This is a genomic window from Pseudomonas sp. BO3-4, assembly GCF_034044115.1.
Classification (GTDB): Bacteria; Pseudomonadota; Gammaproteobacteria; order Pseudomonadales; family Pseudomonadaceae; genus Aquipseudomonas; species Aquipseudomonas alloputida.
The window spans coordinates 5,758,533-5,780,071 of sequence record NZ_CP139018.1 but is presented as its reverse complement, the minus strand read 5'-3'; the positions used below and the strand labels follow the sequence as shown (position 1 = coordinate 5,780,071).

General features: G+C 63.4%; 15 protein-coding genes. 6 read left to right on the top strand and 9 right to left on the bottom strand.

Annotated elements, in window-relative coordinates:
- Positions 1-25 precede the first annotated feature (25 nt).
- Both REH59_RS26450 and REH59_RS26445 read left to right on the top strand, forming a co-directional pair.
- Positions 26-526 carry a M48 family metallopeptidase gene (locus tag REH59_RS26450; RefSeq protein ID WP_004576612.1) on the top strand — a complete coding sequence of 167 codons (501 nt, stop codon included), beginning with the start codon at positions 26-28 and terminating at the stop codon, positions 524-526.
- Positions 527-538: 12 nt separating this feature from the next.
- On the top strand, positions 539-835 hold the full coding sequence (locus REH59_RS26445; RefSeq protein ID WP_003249396.1) for a winged helix-turn-helix domain-containing protein: 297 nt from the start codon (positions 539-541) through the stop codon (positions 833-835).
- Positions 836-860: 25 nt separating this feature from the next.
- On the opposite strand, the gene REH59_RS26440 is transcribed toward REH59_RS26445, so the two are convergent.
- Positions 861-1,313, bottom strand: coding sequence for a GNAT family N-acetyltransferase (locus REH59_RS26440; RefSeq protein ID WP_014859623.1), 453 nt, complete (start codon positions 1,311-1,313; stop codon positions 861-863).
- Between the two features lie 153 nt (positions 1,314-1,466).
- Between REH59_RS26440 and REH59_RS26435 the strand changes: the two genes are divergently transcribed.
- On the top strand, positions 1,467-2,204 hold the full coding sequence (locus REH59_RS26435) for a substrate-binding periplasmic protein (RefSeq protein WP_004576611.1): 738 nt from the start codon (positions 1,467-1,469) through the stop codon (positions 2,202-2,204).
- An 18-nt stretch (positions 2,205-2,222) separates the two neighbouring features.
- On the opposite strand, the gene yccS is transcribed toward REH59_RS26435, so the two are convergent.
- The 7 genes from yccS to REH59_RS26400 all read right to left on the bottom strand — a co-directional run bounded on the left by yccS (position 2,223) and on the right by REH59_RS26400 (position 13,503).
- Positions 2,223-4,406 carry a YccS family putative transporter gene (gene yccS / locus REH59_RS26430; protein WP_014859624.1) on the bottom strand — a complete coding sequence of 728 codons (2,184 nt, stop codon included), beginning with the start codon at positions 4,404-4,406 and terminating at the stop codon, positions 2,223-2,225.
- Positions 4,407-4,617: 211 nt separating this feature from the next.
- Positions 4,618-5,799: an NAD(P)/FAD-dependent oxidoreductase gene (locus tag REH59_RS26425; RefSeq protein ID WP_014859625.1), complete on the bottom strand. Its 1,182-nt coding sequence runs from the start codon at positions 5,797-5,799 to the stop codon at positions 4,618-4,620.
- Between the two features lie 121 nt (positions 5,800-5,920).
- Entirely contained in the window at positions 5,921-7,258 is a 1,338-nt protein-coding gene (gene dbpA, locus REH59_RS26420) for an ATP-dependent RNA helicase DbpA (protein ID WP_230623076.1), read from the bottom strand.
- 112 nt (positions 7,259-7,370) lie between these two features.
- A complete protein-coding gene (gene mdtD / locus REH59_RS26415) occupies positions 7,371-8,798 on the bottom strand; it encodes a multidrug transporter subunit MdtD (protein ID WP_003249408.1) in 1,428 nt (475 codons plus the stop codon).
- A gap of 109 nt (positions 8,799-8,907) precedes the next feature.
- Complete coding sequence (locus REH59_RS26410) at positions 8,908-10,227, bottom strand: TldD/PmbA family protein (protein ID WP_014859627.1); 1,320 nt, start codon at positions 10,225-10,227, stop codon at positions 8,908-8,910.
- Positions 10,227-11,669, bottom strand: coding sequence for a TldD/PmbA family protein (locus REH59_RS26405; protein ID WP_014859628.1), 1,443 nt, complete (start codon positions 11,667-11,669; stop codon positions 10,227-10,229). The genes REH59_RS26410 and REH59_RS26405 overlap by 1 nt, the downstream gene beginning before the upstream one ends.
- A 31-nt stretch (positions 11,670-11,700) precedes the next feature.
- Positions 11,701-13,503: an acyl-CoA dehydrogenase gene (locus REH59_RS26400; RefSeq protein ID WP_014859629.1), complete on the bottom strand. Its 1,803-nt coding sequence runs from the start codon at positions 13,501-13,503 to the stop codon at positions 11,701-11,703.
- Between the two features lie 142 nt (positions 13,504-13,645).
- Between REH59_RS26400 and REH59_RS26395 the strand changes: the two genes are divergently transcribed.
- Positions 13,646-14,329, top strand: a complete 684-nt coding sequence (locus REH59_RS26395) for a hypothetical protein (RefSeq protein WP_121784144.1) — start codon at positions 13,646-13,648, stop codon at positions 14,327-14,329.
- A 412-nt stretch (positions 14,330-14,741) separates the two neighbouring features.
- On the opposite strand, the gene putA is transcribed toward REH59_RS26395, so the two are convergent.
- A complete protein-coding gene (gene putA, locus REH59_RS26390; RefSeq protein ID WP_004576606.1) occupies positions 14,742-18,695 on the bottom strand; it encodes a trifunctional transcriptional regulator/proline dehydrogenase/L-glutamate gamma-semialdehyde dehydrogenase in 3,954 nt (1,317 codons plus the stop codon).
- A gap of 355 nt (positions 18,696-19,050) precedes the next feature.
- On the opposite strand from putA, the gene putP reads away from it, so the two are divergent.
- Both putP and REH59_RS26380 read left to right on the top strand, forming a co-directional pair.
- Positions 19,051-20,529, top strand: coding sequence for a sodium/proline symporter PutP (putP, locus tag REH59_RS26385; RefSeq protein ID WP_088513307.1), 1,479 nt, complete (start codon positions 19,051-19,053; stop codon positions 20,527-20,529).
- 106 nt (positions 20,530-20,635) lie between these two features.
- A complete protein-coding gene (locus REH59_RS26380; protein WP_003249430.1) occupies positions 20,636-21,472 on the top strand; it encodes a 23S rRNA (adenine(2030)-N(6))-methyltransferase RlmJ in 837 nt (278 codons plus the stop codon).
- The last annotated feature ends 67 nt before the right edge of the window (positions 21,473-21,539 follow it).

The window sequence follows — 21,539 nt, the reverse complement described above, 5'->3', positions numbered from 1 at the left end:
CATTCGTTACGCCGAATACAGCGCCATGACCGTACTACGTTACTTGCAAGCCTACCCCCCGCACCTGCAGGCGCAGGTGCGGCAGATGATCGACAGCGACCGCCTGGGTGAATACCTGCAGCGCCGTTACCCTGACCGCCATGACGTGCAAAACGACAAGGCGCTGTATGGCTATGCCCAGGATCTGCGCCAACAGTACCTGCGAAGTGCGCCAAACCTGGACAAGGTATTGTTCGACAGCCGCCTCGATCTGACGCATCGGGCCCTGGGTTTGAACACGGCGGTGTCGCGGGTGCAGGGTGGCAAGCTCAAGGCGAAGAAGGAAATCCGCATTGCCTCGCTGTTCAAGGAGGCCGCGCCACAGTTCTTGCGCATGATTGTTGTGCACGAGTTGGCGCACCTGCGCGAGCGAGATCACAACAAAGCGTTCTACCAGCTCTGCCAGCACATGGAGCCGGACTATCACCAACTGGAATTCGACCTGCGCGTCTACCTGACCTACCGGGAGCTGCCGGGCAACCTCTAAGGAACATGCAGCATGGAAGTGAGCAAGACCAAGAGCAGCTTCTACCGCCGCCTGTACGTGGCCTGGCTGATCGATAGCCAGACCGCGACCAGCGTGCCCGCCCTGATGGAGGCCACCGGCATGCCCCGTCGCACAGCTCAGGACACTATCGCCGCGCTGGCCGACCTGGACATCGTCTGCGAGTTCGAGCAGCAGGAAGGCGCACGCAACCACGCCGGGCATTATCGCATTCATGACTGGGGGGCGATCGACAAGCAGTGGATCATCCGTCACTTGCGGCAGATCCGCGAAGTGCTGGGTTACCCCTGATGTGCAAAGCCCGCACAGGGTGGGCTCATCCCTTGCGCATTCCAATGGACGCGATGCCGTTCTCCAAAGACTCCTCGCCCACCACCGCAAACCCATGGCGGGCATAAAACGCCTGTAAATGCGCCGGAGCCGACAGATAAACCGGCACCCCCGGCCAACAATGCTCCGCCGCTTCCAGCCCCTTGAGCAGCAAGCTTTCGTCGAGCTGCAAACCTCGCGCCTGCGGTGATGTCACCACTCGTCCGATCACCACATCCCCACCTTGTGACTGCGGATCCAGCAGGCGCAGGTAGGCCACCAGCTTGTCTTCCTGCCAGGCCATGAGGTGCAGGGTATCGCCAGTCAGGTCCTGACCATCGACTTCCTGGTAGGCGTGGCGCTGCTCCACCACGAGTACTTCAGTGCGTAGCTGCAAAATGGCATAGAGCTGCTCCTTGCCGAGGTCGGTGTGGTGCTTGCAGAGCCAGTCGATTGACATGGGCACGAACTCCTTGGATGAGGCTCGATCATCGCATGCTGCACGTGCTTCGGCCAAAATAGAGGCTAAATGACACTATTGGCCGCTGCCCTCGGCAAGCGCTTTGTGTAATCTCACTGGCAGTGTTGCCCTCCATTGCGAAAGGACGTGAGCATGCGGCCACTGCTTTGTGTTCTGGGTTTACTGGCAACGATGCTGGCAACACCTTCCCCGGGTCACGCCAAGCTACGCCTGGTGGCCGACAATTGGCCACCGTTCACCGATGCCAAGATGCCGGGCGGCGGCCTTGCGACCAGCATCGTTACCACGGCACTGGCGCGTGCCGGCTACGCCAGCGACTATGAAGAGGTGCCGTGGGCGCGTGCGTTGCTGGGGGTAGGTGAAGGGCGCTACGACGTGCTGATCAATGCCTGGTACAACGACTCGCGCGCCAGTATCGGGCAGTTTTCCAACGCCTACCTGAGTAATCGTATTCGCCTGCTGCAGCGTAAGGGCGAGGCGTTTAGCTACAAGCGTCTGTCTGACCTTTATGCCTATAGCATTGCCGTAGTGCGTGATTACGCCTATTCACCGGAATTCGACGGGGATCCCCGTCTGCACAAAGTGCCGGTGCGCAACTTTTCTTCTGCGGTACGCATGTTGGCGGCAGGGCGGGTAAGCCTGGCGGTGGAAGACGAGTACGTGGCCCGCTACAACCTGCAGCGTGAGCCGCAGGATGTGCGTGATGGGGTGATGCTGGTGGATCCGCCGCTGGGGGAGAACACCCTGCATATTCTGGTCAGCCTGAAGCACCCGGAGCATGATCGGATCGTCGAGCGCTTCGAGCAGGCGATAGCGGCGATGAAGGCCGATGGCAGCTATGCCCGGCTGCTGCGTCAGTATGGCTTTTGAGCACAGGCACTAAAACGATCAGGCCGGGGCATTCTCCTTGATCAGGTGTGCCGCCAGGGTCCGCAGTGGCCCCAGCTGGCGGCATATCAACGCCAGTTGCGTCTGCACCAGCCGCTGATGCTCATCCAGATCTTCCGGCATCTGCTCCAGGGCATTGGCCAGCGCCTCTTCGGCATCACTGTGAATCGCCACCGGCAGCCGTGCGGCCAGGCCGTTGGCAATCTCATCCAGGCTGCTGGCCAGGCTTTGCCCGGCGCCTTCGATCAACTGCTCCTGCACCTCTGCTGGCAACGCCGTGTCGCGGTGCGCGCCTAACCCCGAGAGGTAGCTGAGCAACGTGTGCGACAGCACCAGGAAGCGAAAGCCAACGTCGGCCTCCTTACGGAAATGCCCCGGCTCCATCAGCATGTTGGCCAAGGTGGTGGACAGCGCCGCGTCAGCGTTGTGGGCATTGCGCCGGGCCAGGCGGTAGGCCAGGTCGTCGCGCTTGCCGTGGGCGTACTGCTGCATGATCTGGCGCAGGTACACGCTGGCGCAGGCCAGGGTATTGGCCAGCGCCTTGTTCAGCCGTCGGCCCTGCCAGTCGGGCAGGAACAGGAACACCGCTAGGATGGCAATCAGGCTGCCCACCAGGGTATCGAACAGGCGTGGCAGGAACAGGCCGTAGCCATCGCCGATCTGGTTGAAGCAGAACAGCACCATCAGGGTGATCGCGGCAGTGGCCAGGGTGTAGCGGGTGGTGCGGTTGACGAAGAACACCACCCCGGCAACCACGGCGAACAACGACTGGATGACCGGGTTGGGGAACAGGTCGAACAAGGCCCAGCCCACGGTCAGGCCAACGGCAGTGCCGAAGATTCGCTGCACCAGCTTGCGCCGCGTGGCCCCGTAGTTGGGCTGGCACACGAACAGCGTGGTGAGGATGATCCAGTAGCCCTGGGTCGGGTGAATCAGGTGCACCATGCCATAGCCGATCGACAACGCCAGCGGCAGGCGCAAGGCATGGCGGAACAACAGCGAGGTCGGTGTGAGCTGGGTGCGCAGGCGCGTCCACACGTCCTTCAGCGAGCGCGGCGAGCGGTCGAGCAGGCTGCTGTCGCTGGCGTCGGCCAGGCTGTCCGGGTTGCTGGCGGCACTGAGCAGGCGGTCCAGTGTTGCCAGGTTGGCGGCGAGTGCCCGCAGCGAGCGCAACAGGCCGCGCCAGGCCGGGTTGCTCTGGATGCGCAGGTGCTCCAGCGAGGCGTTGAGGTCTTCGAGGGCTTCTGGATAACCGCTGGCCAGCACGAACGGTTGGCGCAGGCGGATCGAGCGGGCCAGTTCCTGGCAGGATGAACCCTGCTTACGCAACAGGCGCTGGCAGCGGAACATGACGTCGCTGTGGAAAAACGCCTCGGTCAGTGCGTTGTAGGGGTAGTGCGAGGCACTGACACGCTCGTGGATGTCCTGGGCCAGGAAGTACAGCTTGAGGTAGCGGCTTACCTTCGAGTTTGGTTGGCTGTTGCCCACCCGGTGCAGGATGATCTCCTTGGCTGCGTTCAGCGCGGCCACCACCTTGCCGTTCTGCTGGGCCAGTTCCAGGCGCCGTGCCTCGACGTCGAGCGTGCGGACCGGTTCAAACAGGCTGGCCTTGAGCTTCAGGTAGCTGCCCAGCTCGAAGAACAGTCTGGCCAGGCTCTGCTGTACCGGCTGGTTGGAAAACAGCGCCTGCCACAGCACCGACAACAGCCCGTACCAGGCCGCACCTGCCACCAGCAGCAGCGGTTCGTGCCAGAAATCGGTGACCTGGCCACCGCGCTGGTCCACGCCGATCATGGTGTAGACCGCAGTGATCAAGGTGGCCGAAGCGATGGCGCCGTAGCGCTCGCCCAGCGCCCCGAGCATGGTCAGGCCAAAGGCCGCCAGGGCCAGGGCAATGACGAAGATCCAGGGGTAGGGGAACAGCAACTCGACTGCCAGTGCAGCGATGGCGAAGCACACCAGGGTAACGGCCAGGGCGCTGAGGCGGCCCTGCCAGCTGTCGTCGGTTTCGGCCAGGGCGCTGGCGATGATGCCGAGGAACAGCGGAATCAGCAGGGCCATCTCGTTCTGGTACCAGCACAGGGCCAGGCTGCCGGTAAGGGCAATGGTGACCCGGATGCTGTAGCTGAACTTGTCTTGGCCCCACAGGCGACGCAGTGACTGACGGAACGAGCTCGATGACATGATGGCCTGCCAGGCGGTGATCAGAAGAATACCTTTCAGGGCCGGTTATTGGGGCCGCTGCGCGCCCCTTCGCGGGCACGCCCGCTCCCACACGTACGACACAGGCCCCTGTGGGAGCGGGCGCGCCCGCGAAGGGGCGCGCAGCGGCCCCAATAACGGCGCCAAGCACGGGCCAGCAAGAAGCGTTCCGTGCTGCTGAAAGGATTCTACTCTACACGAACTGCGCGGCGGCGTTCGCCGATGCCCAAGCCCACTGGAAGTTGAAACCACCCAAGTGGCCGGTGACATCCAGCACTTCACCGATGAAGTACAAACCGGGGCTTTTCAGCGATTCCATGGTCTTGGACGACACCTCGCGGGTATCCACGCCGCCCAGGGTCACTTCGGCGGTGCGGTAGCCTTCGGTGCCGGCTGGCACCACTTGCCAGTTCGCCAGCTTTTCGGCGATGTGCGCCAGTTCCGCCGGTGTGTACTGCTTCATCGGCTTCGATTCGAACCACTGCTCGGCCAGCAAGTTAGCCAGCTTGCGGGTGAACACCTCGCCCAGCACGGTCTTCAGTTCGGCATTGGCGCGCTCGGCCTGCATCTGTTGCAGCCAGGTCAGCGCATCCCGGTCGGGCAGCAGGTTGATCTCGACCGTGTCACCGGCTTCCCAGAACGACGAGATCTGCAAGATCGCCGGGCCGCTCAGGCCGCGGTGCGTGAACAGCAGGTTTTCGCGGAAGCTGGTGCCATTGCAGCTGGCGGTGCAGTCCAGTGAGGTGCCGGACAATTCGGTGCACATCGCCTTGAGTTGGGGCTCGGTGATGGTGAATGGCACCAGCCCGGCGCGGGTTGGCAGCAGGGTGTGGCCGAACTGGCGGGCCACCTGGTAGCCGAAACCGGTGGCGCCCAGGGTCGGGATCGACAGGCCGCCAGTGGCGATGACCAGCGACTGGCAGGCGAACTGGCCGCCGCTGGTCTGCAGCAGGTAGCCGCTTTCGGTCTTCTCGATCTGTTCGATGCTGGTGTGCATGCGGATCTCGGCACCGGCCTCGTCGCACTCGGCCAGCAGCATGTCGAGGATGTCGCTGGCCTTGTTGTCACAGAACAGCTGGCCGAGCTTCTTCTCGTGGTACGCCACGCCGTGCTTGCACACCAGCTCGATGAAGTCCCACTGGGTGTAGCGGGCCAGGGCCGACTTGCAGAAGTGCGCGTTGTGCGAAAGGAAGTTGGCCGGCTCGGTGTACAGGTTGGTGAAGTTGCAGCGCCCGCCGCCGGACATGAGGATTTTCTTGCCTGGCTTGTTGGCGTGGTCGAGCAGCAGCACCCGGCGGCCGCGACGGGCACTGAGCTGGGCGCACATCAGGCCGGCGGCGCCGGCGCCAAGGATGATCACGTCGGTGGAGTGCACGGTATGAACCTTCAGATTGAAATGCTGAACCCTGTGGGAGTGGGATCACCCGCGAATGCGACGATGCATTTACTGCCGCGTTCGCGGGTAAACCCGCTCCTACAGGGGGCTTTGCCTGGCTTTAGAGAATGCGGACTTTCAGGGCGCGACCCTTGATCTTGCCGCTGTTCAGTCGCTGCATGGCTTGCTTGGCCAACGCCCGCTCCACGGCCACAAACGCCTGGAAGTCGAAGATGGCGATCTTGCCCACTTGCTTGCCCGGGATGCCGGCATCACCGGTCAGGGCCCCCAGGATGTCGCCAGGGCGCAGCTTGTCCTTGCGGCCAGCGGCAATGCACAGTGTGGTCATCACCGGCAGCAGGGGCTCGCCGCCCTTGTTTTTCAGGCTGTCCAGCTGGTCCCAGCGCAGCGGGCTCTTCTGCAGCGCTTCGATGGCCTGGGCGCGGTGGCCTTCGGCCGGTGCCACCAGGCTGACCGCAACGCCTTTCTCGCCGGCGCGGCCGGTACGGCCCACGCGGTGCACGTGGATTTCGGCATCACGCGCCAGCTCCACGTTGATGACCATGTCCAGGCCATCGATGTCCAGGCCGCGCGCGGCCACGTCGGTAGCCACCAGCACCGAGCTGCTGCGGTTGGCGAACATGGTCAGCACCTGGTCACGGTCGCGCTGCTCCAGGTCGCCGTGCAGGGCCTGGGCGACGATGCCCTTGGCGGTCAGGTGGGCAACCACGTCTTCGCATTGCTGCTTGGTGAAGCAGAACGCTACGCACGACTGCGGGCGGTAGTGGCCGAGCACGCGGGTGACGGCTTCCAGGCGTTGCTGCGGGTCAATCTCGATGAAACGCTGCTCGATCTGGTTGTCGGTGTGCAGGCTTTCGACCTTGACCTGCTGCGGGTTGCGCATGAAGTCGGCGGCCAGTTGCTTGATGCCGGCCGGGTAGGTGGCCGAGAACAGCAGGGTCTGGCGGCGCGAAGGGGTCTTGCCGATGATGCTGGCGATGGCGTCGAAGAAGCCCATGTCGAGCATGCGGTCGGCTTCGTCCAGCACCAGGGTGTTCAACCCGTCCAGGACTAGGGTGCCTTTGTCCAGGTGCTGCTGGATGCGCCCTGGGGTGCCGACGATGATGTGCGCGCCGTGCTCCAGCGAAGCGATCTGTGGGCCCAGCGAAACGCCGCCGCACAGGGTCAGGATCTTGATGTTGTCCTCGGCACGGGCCAGGCGGCGCAGCTCCTTGGCCACCTGGTCGGCGAGTTCGCGGGTAGGGCAGAGCACCAACGCCTGGCAGCCGAAATAGCGCGGGTTGATCGGGTTGAGCAGGCCGATGCCGAAGGCGGCAGTCTTGCCGCTACCGGTCTTGGCCTGGGCGATCAGGTCCTGGCCTTTGAGGATGACAGGCAGGCTCTGGGCCTGGATCGGCGTCATCGAGGCATAGCCAAGGGCTTCCAGGTTGGCCAGCATGGCAGTGGACAGCGGCAAGGTGGCAAAGGCGGTGGATTCGGTGGTCACGAGGCGGGCCTGCGGTGCGAAGCGAAAAATGCCGCATAGTCTACCAGCCTCGTGGCCATTCGCCCTACGACTCCATGTGTTGTTCCGGACGACGGGCACGCCTTCCGTCCGTCGGCGCCAGCTGCAGGAAGATCGCCGCTGCCAGCATGGCCATTACGCCGATGGTGACGAAGGTCAGCTGGAACGCGCCCAGGGTGGTTTCCACGCCCTCGGCGCTGCCTGCCGCAGTAAAGCCGCCCAACAGTGCGCCGGCGCAGGCCACACCCAGGCTCAGCGACAGTTGCGCGACCACCGACAGCAGGCTGTTACCGCTGCTGGCGCTGGCGTCGTCGAGATCGATGAGCGTCACTGTGTTCATCGCAGTGAACTGCATGGAGTTCACTGCGCCCAGAAGGCCAAGTTGCACCAACAGCAGCCAATAGGGGGTCTGCTCGTCCACCAGGCCCAGGCTTGCCAGCAGGATGCCCAGCAGCAAGGTATTACCGGTGAGGATGATGCGATAGCCGAACCGTTCGATCAGCGGTCGGGCAATGGATTTGGCCAGCATGGCCGCCGCCGCCAGCGGGATCATGCTCATGCCTGCCTGGGCGGGTGAGTAGCCCAGCGCAACCTGCAGCAGCAACGGCACCAGGAACGGCAGCGCGCCGCTGCCCAGGCGGGCGAACAGGTTGCCGAGGATGCCGATGGCGAAGGTGCGCACGCGGAACAGGCTTGGCGAGAACAGCGGCTCCGGGTCGCGCCCGGCGCGCAGCCAGTACGCGGCCAGGCAGGCCATGCCAGCGAACAGCAGCAACATTACCCGCAAGTGTGGCAGGTGCAGCTCGCCCAGGCCTTCCATGGCAATGGTGATCAGTACCATCGCTGCGCCGAACAGCAGGAAACCAGGGCCGTCGAAGGTGGTGCGCTCGGCGCCGCGCAAGTCCGGGATGAACTTCCACACGGCAATGCAGCCAAGCAGGCCGACAGGCAGGTTGAGCAGGAAGATCCAGTGCCAGCTGAGGATTTCCACCAGCCAGCCACCGACCGTTGGCCCCAGCAATGGCCCGAGCAGGCCGGGGATGGTGATGAAACTCATGATCCGCACCAGCTCGCTGCGTGGGTAGGCGCGCAGCACCACCAGCCGCCCGACCGGCAGCATCAGCGCACCGCCCAGGCCTTGCACTACGCGGGCGAAGATCAGGAAGCCAAGGCTGTTGGCTGCGGCGCACAGCAGCGAGCCAAAGCTGAACAGCAAGATAGCGCTGAAGAAGATGCGCTTGGTGCCGAAACGGTCGGCGATCCAGCCTGAGGCAGGGATCAGCAGGGCCACGGTGAGCATGTAGGCAATGATCACACCCTGCATGCGCAAGGGGTCTTCGGCCAACGAGCGGGCCATGGCCGGCAGCGCCGTGTTGAGGATGGTGCCGTCCAGGGACTGCATGAAGAAGGCGATGGCCACCACCCAAGGGATCCAGCGGGCGGTGACGGGGTCCAGCGGGGTGCGTTCGGGCATGACGTCCTCGTTTGTCAGTGCCGGCCCTTTCGCGGCTAAAGCCGCTCCTACAGCGGTTACGCGTTCCTTGTAGGAGCGGCTTTAGCCGCGAAAGGGCCGGCAAGTCCAGTCACAATGTCAGGGTCAGGCCTTTGACCAGTGCCCCGGGCAAATGACTCGACCCGGTACTGCGCTGTCCATAAGTATTGGTCGACAGAATCATCTCGCGCTCCTGGGTCAGGTCCTCCAGCTGGCTGCCCAGCAAGCTGTACAAGCTGTCATCGAAGCGCATGGTACTCACCGGCCCCTGGATCTGCCCGTCTTCTACCCAGAAAGTGGCGAAGCGGGTCAGCCCGGTCATGCGCGCCGCTGGCAGGTCTGAGTAGTTCAGGTACCACAGGTTGCTGATGTACAGCCCGGTGCCTAGACGCTCAAGGATCTGCGCACTGGCCAGATTGCCCGGCGCCAGGCTGAGCGCACAGGGCGACTCGTAGCCGTCGGCGCCATTGGCCTGCAGCTCGAACTCGGCCGCACTGCGCGCACTGATCAACCGCTGCCGGGCCTCGCCTTGCTGGATCAGCGGCACATCCAGGCGCGGCGCACCTTCATCGGAAAACGCCGGGCTAAGCGAGCCGCTGACCTGCTCGGTAAAACTGACCAGCGGGCTGAGCCGTGCATCGCCGTTGTACAGGCGCTGCAGAGCGCTGTTGCCAGTGGCCAGGGCCTGCGCGGAAAAGCCGCCCCAGCACAACATGCCGGCGACTTCGTCCATGGCCGCAGGTGCAAGGTAGGCGCGGTAGGTGCCGGGCTTGAGGGTAACTGCCGGGCGGCCGAGGAAACCCAACTGCTCTCGTGCTTGGCGCAGGCGTGCGGCGAAGTCGTCGGCACTCCAGGCCTGGCCGGCATAGTTGGCCTTCACTGCCTGGCCATTATCGTGGAATAGGCTCCAGTCGACGTTGAAACTGTTGGCCTGGTGCCAGCCGAAGGCGCCGAACGAGCTGGCGAAGCCGCGGCAGACCGGGCCGGCGGCGTAGATACCGACCAGGTCCAGGTCACCTGCTTCACGCTCAAGCAGGGCCAGTACTTCGTTCAGTGCGGGCAGGGGGTGTTCCTGCAGGCTATGGCTGTGCCAGGCGTTTTCGTCCAGGCGCAGGTAAGGGTCGAGTGCCAGCAGCGGCAAGGTCTGGCGCAGCTGCTCGAGCGCAACGTTCAGGCGCTGGCGATCCAGTTGCAGGTCGCCACTCAAGGTTACCTGCTGCTCCGCCTGGCGCCCATCGCGCACCAGCCGCAGTTGCGCGCTGGCCTGGCTGACTTCGCCGGCCTGTCGCACCTTGGCATGGTTGAAACGCACGAACTGCGATTGCTCGGCACTGTAACCGAGGGTGAACTGCTCGCCCGCCTGAAGGGCGGTGCGCACCTCCCCGACCAGGGTTTCGAAAGCCTGTTTCATCACGCGTCTCCTCCGAATACATCGATCTGGCGGAACACACAGGCCGGCGAGGCGTGGCCGACCCGCACCACCTGATTGGGTTCGCCCTTGCCACAGTTGGGCGTGCCCAGCACCTGGAAGGTACTGTGGTCGCCAACCGCCGACAGGTTGCGCCAGAACTGCGCGGAGATGCCGCGGTAGTTGGGGTTCTTGACGATGCCCTTGAGCTCGCCATTTTCAATCAACTGGCCCCATTCGCAGCCGAACTGGAACTTGTTGCGTGCATCGTCGATGGACCAGGAACGGTTGGTACGCATCAGAATGCCGTGCTCGATGCCTCCGATCAGTTGCTCAAAAGACTGGTCGCCCGGCTCGATGTTGAGGTTGGCCATGCGGTCGATCGGCGCGCGGTTCCAGCCGCAGGCACGGCTGTTGGCCACGCCGTCCAGGCCAGAGCGGAACTGCGACAGCGCGCCACCCAGCGGGCGCAGCAGCAGGCCGTCGCGTATCAGGAACGCTTTGCTGGCCGGGGTGCCGTCGTCGTCATGACTGTAGCTGGCCAGCTCTTCGCCAATGGTCGGGTCGAAGGTCACGTTCAGCAGGCTGGAGCCGTACTGCAGGTGGCCGAAGTCGCTGGCTTTGACGAAGCTGGTGCCGGCGTAGTTGCGCTCGTCGCCGAGAATGCGGTCCATCTCCAGCGGGTGGCCGATGGATTCGTGAATCTGCAGCATCATCTGGTCCGGCATCAACAGCAGGTCACGCGGGCCACTGGGGGTGTTCGGTGCCAGCAGCAGTTGCAGTGCTTCGTCGGCCACCCGACTGGCCGCGCCGACCAGGCCGCAGCGCTCGATGATCTCGAAACCACCCTGTTGGCCGAAGTTGTCGCGGCCCAGGCTGCGGCTTTGGCTGTCCTGGCCGTCGCTGGCGGTCACCCCCAGGCCCGGGAACAGGAAGCGCTGGGCATGGCGCAGTTCGGCGCCGGCCGAGTTCAGGTAGGTTTGCTCGACCAGGCTCAGCCCCAGGCTGGCCTGCCAGTCCACCAAACGGCTGTCCTTGGGCACGCTGGCCGATTCGGCGGCGAGCAGGCCAAGGCAGTCGGCGAGGCTGGGCACGGGTTGGTCGAAGTTGGGCGAAACATGGTCGTGGCGTGCGCTGGTCACGGCGTGTTCGCGCAGGTCCAGCAGGCTGTGCCGGGCGATCTGCCGCGCCAGCGCCTCGGCTTGCTCAAGGGCGCGCTGCAGGCCCGCCTGGGACAGGTCGGCGGTGGCAGCGTAGGCCTCCACGCCATTGACCCGCACGGTGAGCATGGCGCCCTCATCCTGGCTGAAGAAGGGTGGTTCGGCGACGTTGCGGCGAACCGAAAGCGCCTGGTGAGACTGTTTCACATGGCGCAGGGAAAACAACTCGGCCGTACTGCGCAGCGCAGCAAAGCGCTGGCGCAGCAGGGCGCTGGAATCGAACATGCGGATGCCTCCGTGTACACGGTGGCTCCCCCTAGAACCACCCGTCTTGCATGCCGAGGCAGGTATCGTCGTGTGCCTCGAGCAATGCCAGCTCATTATGGCAGCCCGGTACTTCCCAGGTCAGGAAATAACGCGCAGCTTGCAGCTTGCCGAGGTAGAAGTCGCGATCAGCAGCGGTTCCCTTGAGCAGACCAAGTTCGGCGTGAACCGCCTGCTCCAACCAGCGCCAGCCGATCACGCAGTGGCCGAAGGCCTTGAGGTACAAGGCAGAGTTGGCCAAGGCACCAGCGACTTTGCCTTGGGCGAGGTCACCGAGCAGGACCAGGGTGACCCCCTGCAGGCGGTTGGCCAGTTGCTCCAGCGGCTGACGCAGTGGGTCAAGGTTCGGGTGATGGCTGGCACGTTCGCAGGTGGTGGCGATCAGGCGGATCAGCTGCTTGAGGCCGGCACCATTGTGCTGTGCCAGCTTGCGACCGAGCAGATCGAGCGACTGGATACCCTCGGTACCTTCGTGGATCGGGTTCAAACGGTTGTCACGGTAGTACTGCTCCACCGGGTATTCGCGGGTGTAGCCGTGGCCGCCAAGAATCTGGATCGCCAATTCGTTGGCCTTGAGGCAGAACGCCGAGGGCCAGGATTTGACGATCGGGGTCAGCAGGTCGAGCAGGTCCTGCGCCAGTTTGCGGGTGTTTTCGTCAGCGGCCGTATGGGTGTCGTCGAACAGGCGCGCGGCGTACAGGCCCAGGTCAAAGGCGCCTTCTACGTAGGCCTTCTGCGCCAGAAGCATGCGCTTCACATCCGTGTGCTCGATGATCGGCACCGCCGGGCTGTGTGGGTCCTTGTTGTCTGGCAGCCGGCCCTGCGGCCGCTGGCGAGCGTATTCCAGGGAGTAAAGGTAGCCGGCGTAACCCAGCATCACCGCGCCCATGCCTACGCCTATCCGCGCCTCGTTCATCATCTGGAACATGCAGGCCAGGCCTTGGTGCGGCTGGCCGACCAGATAGCCGACGCACTGGCCATTGTCGCCGAAGTTCAGCGCGGTCGAGGTGGTGCCGCGCCAGCCCATCTTGTGGAACAGCCCGGCCAGCAGCACATCGTTGCGCGGGCCACGGCTGCCGTCCGGGTTTACGTGGTACTTGGGCACGATGAACAGCGAGATGCCTTTGACCCCGGGCGGGGCGTCCGGAAGCTTGGCCAGCACCATGTGCACGATGTTTTCCGACAGTTCGTGGTCGCCGCCGGAAATGAAGATCTTGTTGCCTTTGAGCCGGTAGCTGCCGTCGCCTGCTGGTTCGGCGCGGGTGCGTATGTCGGCCAGCGACGAGCCGGCGTGGGGTTCGGTCAGCGCCATGGTGCCGAAGTAGCGGCCCTCGATCATCGGCTGCAGGAACAGGCGCTTCTGCTCTTCAGTGCCGAAGCTCTCGATCAGGTTGGCCGCGCCCATGGTCAGGAATGGGTAGGCCGTGGTGCCAGCGTTGGCGGCCTGGAAGTGGGCGAAGCAGGCTTGCGAGACCAGGCTGGGCAATTGCATGCCGCCCACTTCGAAATCGCGGTTGGCGTTGAGGAAACCGGCTTCGAGGAAGGCGTCGACGGCGGGTTTAACCTCGGGGATCAGTTCGGCGCGGCCTTCCACATAGCGCGGTTCGTTTTCGTCTGCCTTGCGGTTGTGCGGGGCGAAATACTTTTCGGCGATGGTGCGGGCGGTGGTCAGTGCCGCATCGAAGGTTTCACGGCTGTGCTCGGCGAAGCGCGGGCGCTGGGTCAGGGCTTCGGCGTCGAGGACTTCGTAGAGCTCGAAGGCGAGGTTGCGGGGGCTGAGCAAGGTCTCGGGCATGGTGGCAGTCCTGAGGCGGGATGCTGCGAGTGTAGGAGCGTGGTGAGACTGGGGACAGGTTAATAGGTTTGCGTGATATGGGTTGAGAACGCCGGGAAGCCTGCCGGTTATTGGTGAAACCAACGCAAGGTCAGGTCGTGTAATGCCTGCTCGGGACAATATAGAGACGTTTCCCACAATCCCGATCGGAAATGGACTGCTGCGGATCGAATATCAGTTGGCCTTGAATGTGCGTTTTGGTGTTCACAAGGAAACGTTTCAGATGAGTGATGCCCACCACGCTGACTTGGCTGAGGCCAACGGCAACCAGGTTCCCTTCTTCGTAGTCTCACCCATGAAATTTGGTGTAATGAATTTCTTTACCTTGGGCTTCTACTGGGTTTATTGCTTCTATCAAAGTTGGAGTCTGCATAGAGAGAAAACGGGAGAGCGCGTAAGTCCGTTCTGGCGAAGCGCTTTTGCAGTGTTCTTCATCTATCCATTATTGAGAAGGGTAAATGACCATATTCGCGACTCAGGTAAAACCTATCCATGGTCCATCCTGGGGCTCACGCTGGGCTATTACGGTTTTTGCGTTGTCTGGGTGGTTGCCAGCGTCGTGTTGGAAGACCGGCTGTGGCCGGCCTATTTTGCGGGTTTAGCCATTCAGGCAGCTTGGCTGATCATTCTGGTGTTCATGCAGAAGGGCATCAATTTCTGTGCGGGTGACAAAGAAGGGAAGACCAACAGCCGGTTCACGCTGGCCAATTGGCTTTGGATGCTGCTGGGTATTGCGCTTATGGCAGCACAGCTGTTTGCTTTGATTGCGCTTTCACCAATGGTTTGAGCAATTTTTGGCCGAAGCTCTGTCGGAGGGGAGCTCCGGATAGTCCCCGATCCACACCGCGCTTCCGCTTTCCTTGAAGACAATACGATGCTGGGGTAGAAGCCTCCTGCAAGGCTATTTTATATGTCTGTCTGGACGGGTCCTTTCGCGGGTAAACCCTACAGCGGCCTGTGTCCAACCCCCGACCTGTGTCCGGCACTGATCCGGTGTAGGAGCGGGTTTACCCGCGAAAGGACCGGCCCAGGTAGCCGAGAATTTCCAGGGGATAAACGGTAACAACAGAAGACACCCAGGTCACCGTTGGCATGACCACGTTCTGGTGAGCACCTGTTAGTCCAGCCCCTGCTTCAGGACATGCACGCATAAAAAAGGAGAGCCGAGGCTCTCCTTCTTCTTCAACAACCCTCAGCCATTAGCCAATGGTCATCAGGCTGGCGTTACCGCCTGCCGCTGCAGTGTTCACGCTCACCGCGCGCTCGATGACCAGGCGCTCCAGCGCAATCTGGTGATCACCGCTGGACAGCCCGTGCACCCCAACGATCGCCCCGGCACGCTTGGCCACCTGCTGGCATACGCCGCGCAGCTGGTCCGAGTCGCCATGGTGGATCACGGCGTCGAACGCCACTTCATCCTTGTTCCAGTCCGCGACCAGCTTCACCTTGGCCTGCAGCTCACGTGGCAGGCGGGCGCGCAGGGCCTTGCCCGGTTCACCGTCAACCCACACCGCCGAGCTGCCAACGGCCAGTACTGCGGCGAACTGCGCCAGCAGGTCGGCTTCGTTGTCGGCCAGGCACAGCACGTGCTCACGCGGCAGAATGGTGTAGCTGTTGCGCTCGCCGGTCGGGCCAGGCAGCAGGCGGGCGATGCCGCTCTGCGACTGGCTGGCGAACTGGCTGCACAGCGCGGCCAGGTCGGCCAGCTGGTTGTTCTCGGCCCAGGCCTTCAGGCCGTGCAGTGGCTTGACCAGCTGTTCGTGCAGGGTGCGATCCGGCTTGCCTTCGCCGTCCTGCTGCTGGAAGTGGCGGCCGATGGCGTCGGCCGGGCGGGTCGACAGCAGGCGGTAGAGGTACAGCGGGCCGCCGGCTTTCGGGCCGGTACCCGACAGGCCTTCACCACCGAACGGCTGCACGCCCACCACTGCACCCACAATGTTGCGGTTGACGTACATGTTGCCGGCGTTGGCGGTTTCCACCACCTTGGCGATGGTCTCGTCGATACGGGTGTGCACGCCGAGGGTCAGGCCGTAGCCGGAGTTGTTGATCTGCTCGATCAGCTGATCCAGATTGCGGCGGTTGTAGCGCACCACGTGCAGCACGGGGCCGAAGATTTCGCGCTTCAGCTCGTCGAAGCTGTCCAGCTCGATCAGGGTTGGCATGACGAAGGTGCCACGCTTGATCTCGGCAGCATCGGCAATAGCGACTTGGTAGACCGGGCGGCCTTTCTCGCGCATGCCCTGGATGTGCTTCTCGATGCCAGCCTTGGCTTCGGCATCGATCACCGGGCCGATGTCCACGGCCAGGCGGTCCGGGCAGCCCAGGCGGCTTTCAGCCATGGCGCCCTTGAGCATCTCGATTACGCGGTCGGCGGAGTCTTCCTGCAAGCACAGTACGCGCAGGGCCGAGCAACGCTGGCCGGCACTGTCGAAGGCCGAGGACACCACGTCGATCACGACCTGTTCGGTCAGTGCCGAGGAGTCGACGATCATCGCGTTCTGGCCGCCGGTTTCGGCGATCAGCGGGATCGGGCGGCCCTGGTTGTCCAGGCGGCCAGCGACGTTGCGCTGCAGCAGGCGGGCCACTTCAGTGGAGCCGGTGAACATCACGCCTTTGACGCGCTCGTCTCCGACCAGGCCGGCACCGACGGTTTCACCGCGGCCCGGCAGCAGCTGCAGCACGCCTTCTGGGATGCCCGCTTCCAGCAGCAGGCGCACGGCCTGTGCGGCGATCAGCGGGGTTTGCTCGGCAGGCTTGGCCAGTACCGGGTTGCCGGCAGCCAGGGCTGCGGCCACCTGGCCGGTGAAGATCGCCAGCGGGAAGTTCCATGGGCTGATGCACACCACAGGGCCCAGTGGGCGGTGGGCGTCGTTGCTGAAGTCGTTACGTGCCTGCACCGCGTAGTAGCGCAGGAAGTCCACGGCTTCACGCACTTCGGCAATGGCGTTGGCGAAGGTCTTGCCGGCCTCGCGGATGAGCAGGCCCATCAGCGGCTGGATCTCGGCCTCCATCAGGTCGGCGGTGCGCTCCAGAATGGCAGCACGCTCGGCTGGCGGGGTGGCCTGCCAGATCGGCGCGGCGTTCAGTGCGCACTGGATGGCGTTGTCCACGTCGGCAACGGTGGCCTCCTGCACATGGCCGACGACGTCGCGGTGGTCTGCCGGGTTCAGCACCGGTGCGGCAGCGCTCTCGCTGGCGGCGCAGGCCAGTAGCGGGACAGCCTTCCAGTCATTGTGAGCGGTGGCCAGCATGGCGCAGGACAGCGATGCCAGGCGGTGTTCGTTGGCCATGTCGATACCGGCCGAGTTGGCCCGTTCGGTGCCATACAGGTCGCGCGGCAGGGGAATGCGTGGGTGCGGCAGGCCGATACTGCCTTCCTGGGTACCCATGCGCTCGATGCTGGCCACCGGGTCGGCGACCAGTTCCTGGATGGAAATCGAGTGGTCGGCAATGCGGTTGACGAACGAGGTGTTCGCGCCGTTTTCCAGCAGGCGGCGCACCAGGTAGGCCAGCAGCGTTTCATGGGTGCCGACCGGTGCATACACGCGGCACGGGCGGTTCAGCTTGCCATCGGCAATCTTGCCGACCACTTGCTCGTACAGCGGCTCGCCCATGCCGTGCAGGCACTGGAACTCGTACTGGCCCGGGTAATAGTTCTGCCCGGCAATGTGGTAGATGGCCGACAGGGTGTGGGCGTTGTGGGTGGCGAACTGCGGGTAGATGGCTTCTGGCACGGCCAGCAGCTTGCGGGCGCAGGCGACGTAGGACACGTCGGTGTACACCTTGCGGGTATAGACCGGGTAGCCTTCCAGGCCTTCGACCTGGGCACGCTTGATCTCGCTGTCCCAGTAGGCGCCTTTTACCAGGCGGATCATCAGGCGGTGGCGGCTGCGCTTGGCCAGATCGATGACGTAGTCGATCACGTACGGGCAGCGCTTCTGGTAGGCCTGGATAACGAAGCCGATGCCGTTCCAGCCAGCCAGGGATGGCTCGAAGCACAGGCGTTCGAGCAGGTCCAGCGAAAGCTCCAGGCGGTCGGCTTCTTCGGCGTCGATGTTAAGGCCGATGTCGTACTGCTTGGCCAGCAGGGTCAGCGACAGCAGGCGCGGGTACAGCTCTTCCATCACGCGCTCGTACTGTGCGCGGCTGTAGCGCGGGTGCAGTGCCGACAGCTTGATCGAGATACCTGGGCCTTCATAGATGCCACGGCCATGCGAGGCCTTGCCGATCGAGTGGATGGCTTGCTCGTAGGACGCCAGGTACTTCTGCGCGTCGTGCTCGGTCAGTGCGGCTTCGCCGAGCATGTCGTAGGAGTAACGGAAGCCTTTGGCCTCGAAACGGCTGGCGTTGGCCAGGGCTTCGGCAATGGTCTCGCCGGTGACGAACTGCTCACCCATCAGGCGCATGGCCATGTCGACGCCCTTGCGGATCATCGGTTCGCCGCTCTTGCCGATGATGCGGGTGAGCGAGGAGGTGAGGCCGGTTTCGTTATGGGTGCTGACCAGCTTGCCGGTCAGCAGCAGCCCCCAGGTGGCGGCGTTGACGAACAGTGACGGGCTGTTGCCCAGGTGCGGCTGCCAGTTGCCGGTACTGATCTTGTCGCGGATCAGCGCATCACGGGTACCTTTGTCGGGGATACGCAGCAGGGCTTCGGCCAGGCACATCAGCGCCACGCCTTCCTGAGACGACAGCGAGAATTCCTGCAGCAGGCCCTGGACGATACCGGCACGGCCGCCGGCGCTTTTCTGATTGCGCAGCTTTTCGGCAATGCCCGCGGCCAGCTTGTTGGTGGCTTCGGCCAGTGGCGCGCTCAGGCGCGCCTGCTCCAGCAGCATCGGCACCACTTCCTGCTCCGGTCGGCGGTAGGCAGCGGTGATCGCCGAGCGCAGTACCGACTGCGGCAAGATGCTTTCGGCAAATTCGAGGAAGCACTGGTGGCTGTGGTCGGCCTGGACTTCACCGGCATCGTCGGCCAGGTTGCTGACATGACCGTTGAGTTCGGTCAGGGTGGCGCCACCCTCGAGCTTCTCCAGATAGTTGAAGATCGCTTGCTTGATCAACCAGTGCGGCGTGCGGTCAATGGACTGCGCAGCTGCTTTGAGTCGCTCACGGGTCGGGTCGTCGAGTTTGACCCCAAGGGTGGTAGTCGCCATTTCTTATCCTCGTTATTGCCACGGTTGTGGCCTAAGCTGGCGTCAAGAGTATCTGTAGGACAATTCGGGTGCAACCAGGTGCAACCCGATTTTTTCGTGTGAAAGGTGCAACTCGTCCGACAGCTATTCCCATACCCTGAAAAGGGGCGCTTTCGGTGCGATTTATTCTGAAAAGTCGGTTTTTTGCTCCCGAAAGGAGCAAGAAGCGGGCTTTGTCGGAAAATGCACGGGCAGGTGCAACTTGCAAAAGAAAAATGGTTGCACCTTCTTTGCGTTGTTGCATAGCATTCGCCGCCTGGGTGCAACCGCCATCGCTGTGGTTGCGCATGATAAAAACAAACGCCAGGGCACACGCATGGGCAATCCACTAACGATCACCTTCGTGATCTACATCGCAGCAATGGTGCTGATCGGCTTCGCCGCCTATCGCGCTACCAACAACCTTTCCGATTACATTCTGGGCGGTCGCAGCCTCGGTAGCGTGGTTACCGCGCTGTCTGCCGGTGCCTCCGACATGAGTGGCTGGCTGCTGATGGGCCTGCCCGGTGCCATCTACTTCGCGGGCCTGTCCGAGGCCTGGATCGCCATCGGTCTGACGGTGGGTGCCTACCTGAACTGGCTGTTCGTGGCCGGCCGGCTGCGCGTGCAGACCGAGCACAACGGTGACGCGCTGACCCTGCCGGACTACTTCTCCAGCCGTTTCGAAGACAATACCGGGCTGCTGCGTATCATTTCCGCCATCGTCATCCTGGTGTTCTTCACCATCTACTGTGCCTCCGGCATCGTGGCCGGTGCCCGTCTGTTCGAGAGCACCTTCGGCATGTCGTACGAAACCGCTTTGTGGGCTGGTGCAGCGGCGACCATCGCCTATACCTTCGTGGGTGGCTTCCTGGCGGTGAGCTGGACCGATACCGTACAGGCTTCGCTGATGATCTTCGCGCTGATCCTGACCCCGGTAATCGTGCTGATCTCCACCGGTGGCTTCGACCAGACCTTCGCCGCTATCGAGGCGGTGAACCCGGCGAACTTCGACATGCTCAAGGGTGCCACCTTCATCGGCATCATCTCGCTGATGGGCTGGGGCCTGGGTTACTTCGGCCAGCCGCATATCCTGGCGCGCTTCATGGCCGCTGATTCGGTGAAGTCCATCGCCAAGGCGCGCCGCATTTCCATGACCTGGATGATCCTGTGCCTGGCGGGTACCTGCGCCGTTGGCTTCTTCGGCATCGCCTACTTCTCGGCTCATCCTGAACTGGCAGGCCCGGTTAGCGAGAACCACGAACGTGTGTTCATCGAGCTGGCCAAGATCCTGTTCAACCCATGGATTGCGGGTGTCCTGCTGTCGGCCATCCTGGCCGCAGTCATGAGTACCCTGAGCTGCCAGCTGCTGGTGTGCTCCAGCGCCCTGACCGAAGACTTCTACAAAGCCTTCCTGCGCAAGAATGCTTCGCAGGTCGAACTGGTGTGGGTCGGCCGTCTGATGGTGCTGGCCGTGGCCCTGATCGCCATCGCCATGGCCGCCAACCCGGAAAACCGCGTGCTGGGCCTGGTGGCCTATGCCTGGGCCGGCTTCGGTGCCGCCTTCGGCCCGGTGGTGCTGATTTCGGTGCTGTGGAAAGGCATGACCCGTAACGGTGCGCTGGCCGGTATCGTGGTGGGTGCGCTGACGGTGATCCTGTGGAAGAACTTCGACACCCTCGGGTTGTACGAAATCATCCCGGGCTTCCTGTTCGCCAGCATCGCCATTGTTCTGGTGAGCAAGCTGGGCAGCCCTTCGCAGGCGATGGTCAAGCGCTTCGAAGCAGCTGATGCGGCGTATCACGCCGACAAGTAACACCCGTTGAATTGGCGGTGCCTGCTTTGCGGGTGCCGCCAATCAGCAGCCAGGCCTGACTCCGCCTGCAAGGCAAGGTAAACTTGCCGCCTTCGCAGGAGTTGCCATGAACTATCGTCACGCCTTCCACGCCGGCAACCACGCCGACGTCCTCAAACACATCGTGCTGACCCGCCTCATCGCCCTGATGTCGCGCAAGGAGCAGCCGTTCGCCTATATCGATACCCACGCAGGGCTCGGCCTGTACGACCTGCAGGGCGACCAGGCAAGCCGTACCGGCGAGTACCTGGAAGGCGTAGCCCGCCTGTGGAATCGCGATGACCTACCGGCCATGGCCGACGACTACCTGCGCATCATCAAGCGCCTGAATGCCGATGGCGAACTGCGCTACTACCCGGGGTCGCCCGAATTGGCCCGTCGCCTGATGCGCCAGCAGGACCGCGCCCTGCTCAACGAGAAGCACCCCGAAGACGGGCCGCTCCTCAAGGAAAACATGAAAAAAGACCCGCGCGTGACCGTGCACCTGGGTGAAGGCTGGCATGTGCCGCGGGCCTTGCTGCCGGTGCAGGAAAAGCGCGCGATCATGCTGATCGACCCGCCGTTCGAGCAGGCCGATGAGCTCAAGCGCTGCACCACTGCCATGAAAGAGGCGATCGGCCGCATGCGCCAGACGGTTGTGGCCATCTGGTACCCGATCAAGGACCAGCGTTCGCTGACCCGCTATTACCAGGACCTGACCAGCACTGGCGCGCCGAAACTGTTGCGGGTTGAGCTGTATGTGCATCACCAGGACAGCCCTCAGGGGCTGAACGGCTCTGGCCTGGCCATCGCCAACCCGCCGTGGGGGCTGGAGGATGAACTTAAGGAGCTGCTGCCATGGCTGGCCAAAGAGCTGGCACAGACCGCCGGCAGTTACCGCATGGACTGGCTGATCGCCGAGTAAACCTGTAGGCGCGGGTTTACCCGCGAACACCGGCGACGCCGGTGCCATCCACCGCGTTGCCTGCTTC

Excerpts from the sequence above, each read along its gene's own strand:
- REH59_RS26450 (WP_004576612.1), top strand. The coding sequence starts at position 26 with ATGACCGTACTACGTTACTTGCAAGCCTACCCCCCGCACCTGCAGGCG.
- REH59_RS26445 (WP_003249396.1), top strand. The coding sequence starts at position 539 with ATGGAAGTGAGCAAGACCAAGAGCAGCTTCTACCGCCGCCTGTACGTG.
- REH59_RS26440 (WP_014859623.1), bottom strand. The coding sequence starts at position 1,313 with ATGTCAATCGACTGGCTCTGCAAGCACCACACCGACCTCGGCAAGGAG.
- REH59_RS26435 (WP_004576611.1), top strand. The coding sequence starts at position 1,467 with ATGCGGCCACTGCTTTGTGTTCTGGGTTTACTGGCAACGATGCTGGCA.
- yccS (WP_014859624.1), bottom strand. The coding sequence starts at position 4,406 with ATGTCATCGAGCTCGTTCCGTCAGTCACTGCGTCGCCTGTGGGGCCAA.
- dbpA (WP_230623076.1), bottom strand. The coding sequence starts at position 7,258 with ATGCTGGCCAACCTGGAAGCCCTTGGCTATGCCTCGATGACGCCGATC.
- mdtD (WP_003249408.1), bottom strand. The coding sequence starts at position 8,798 with ATGCCCGAACGCACCCCGCTGGACCCCGTCACCGCCCGCTGGATCCCT.
- REH59_RS26410 (WP_014859627.1), bottom strand. The coding sequence starts at position 10,227 with ATGAAACAGGCTTTCGAAACCCTGGTCGGGGAGGTGCGCACCGCCCTT.
- REH59_RS26405 (WP_014859628.1), bottom strand. The coding sequence starts at position 11,669 with ATGTTCGATTCCAGCGCCCTGCTGCGCCAGCGCTTTGCTGCGCTGCGC.
- REH59_RS26400 (WP_014859629.1), bottom strand. The coding sequence starts at position 13,503 with ATGCCCGAGACCTTGCTCAGCCCCCGCAACCTCGCCTTCGAGCTCTAC.
- REH59_RS26395 (WP_121784144.1), top strand. The coding sequence starts at position 13,646 with ATGCCTGCTCGGGACAATATAGAGACGTTTCCCACAATCCCGATCGGA.
- putA (WP_004576606.1), bottom strand. The coding sequence starts at position 18,695 with ATGGCGACTACCACCCTTGGGGTCAAACTCGACGACCCGACCCGTGAG.
- putP (WP_088513307.1), top strand. The coding sequence starts at position 19,051 with ATGGGCAATCCACTAACGATCACCTTCGTGATCTACATCGCAGCAATG.
- REH59_RS26380 (WP_003249430.1), top strand. The coding sequence starts at position 20,636 with ATGAACTATCGTCACGCCTTCCACGCCGGCAACCACGCCGACGTCCTC.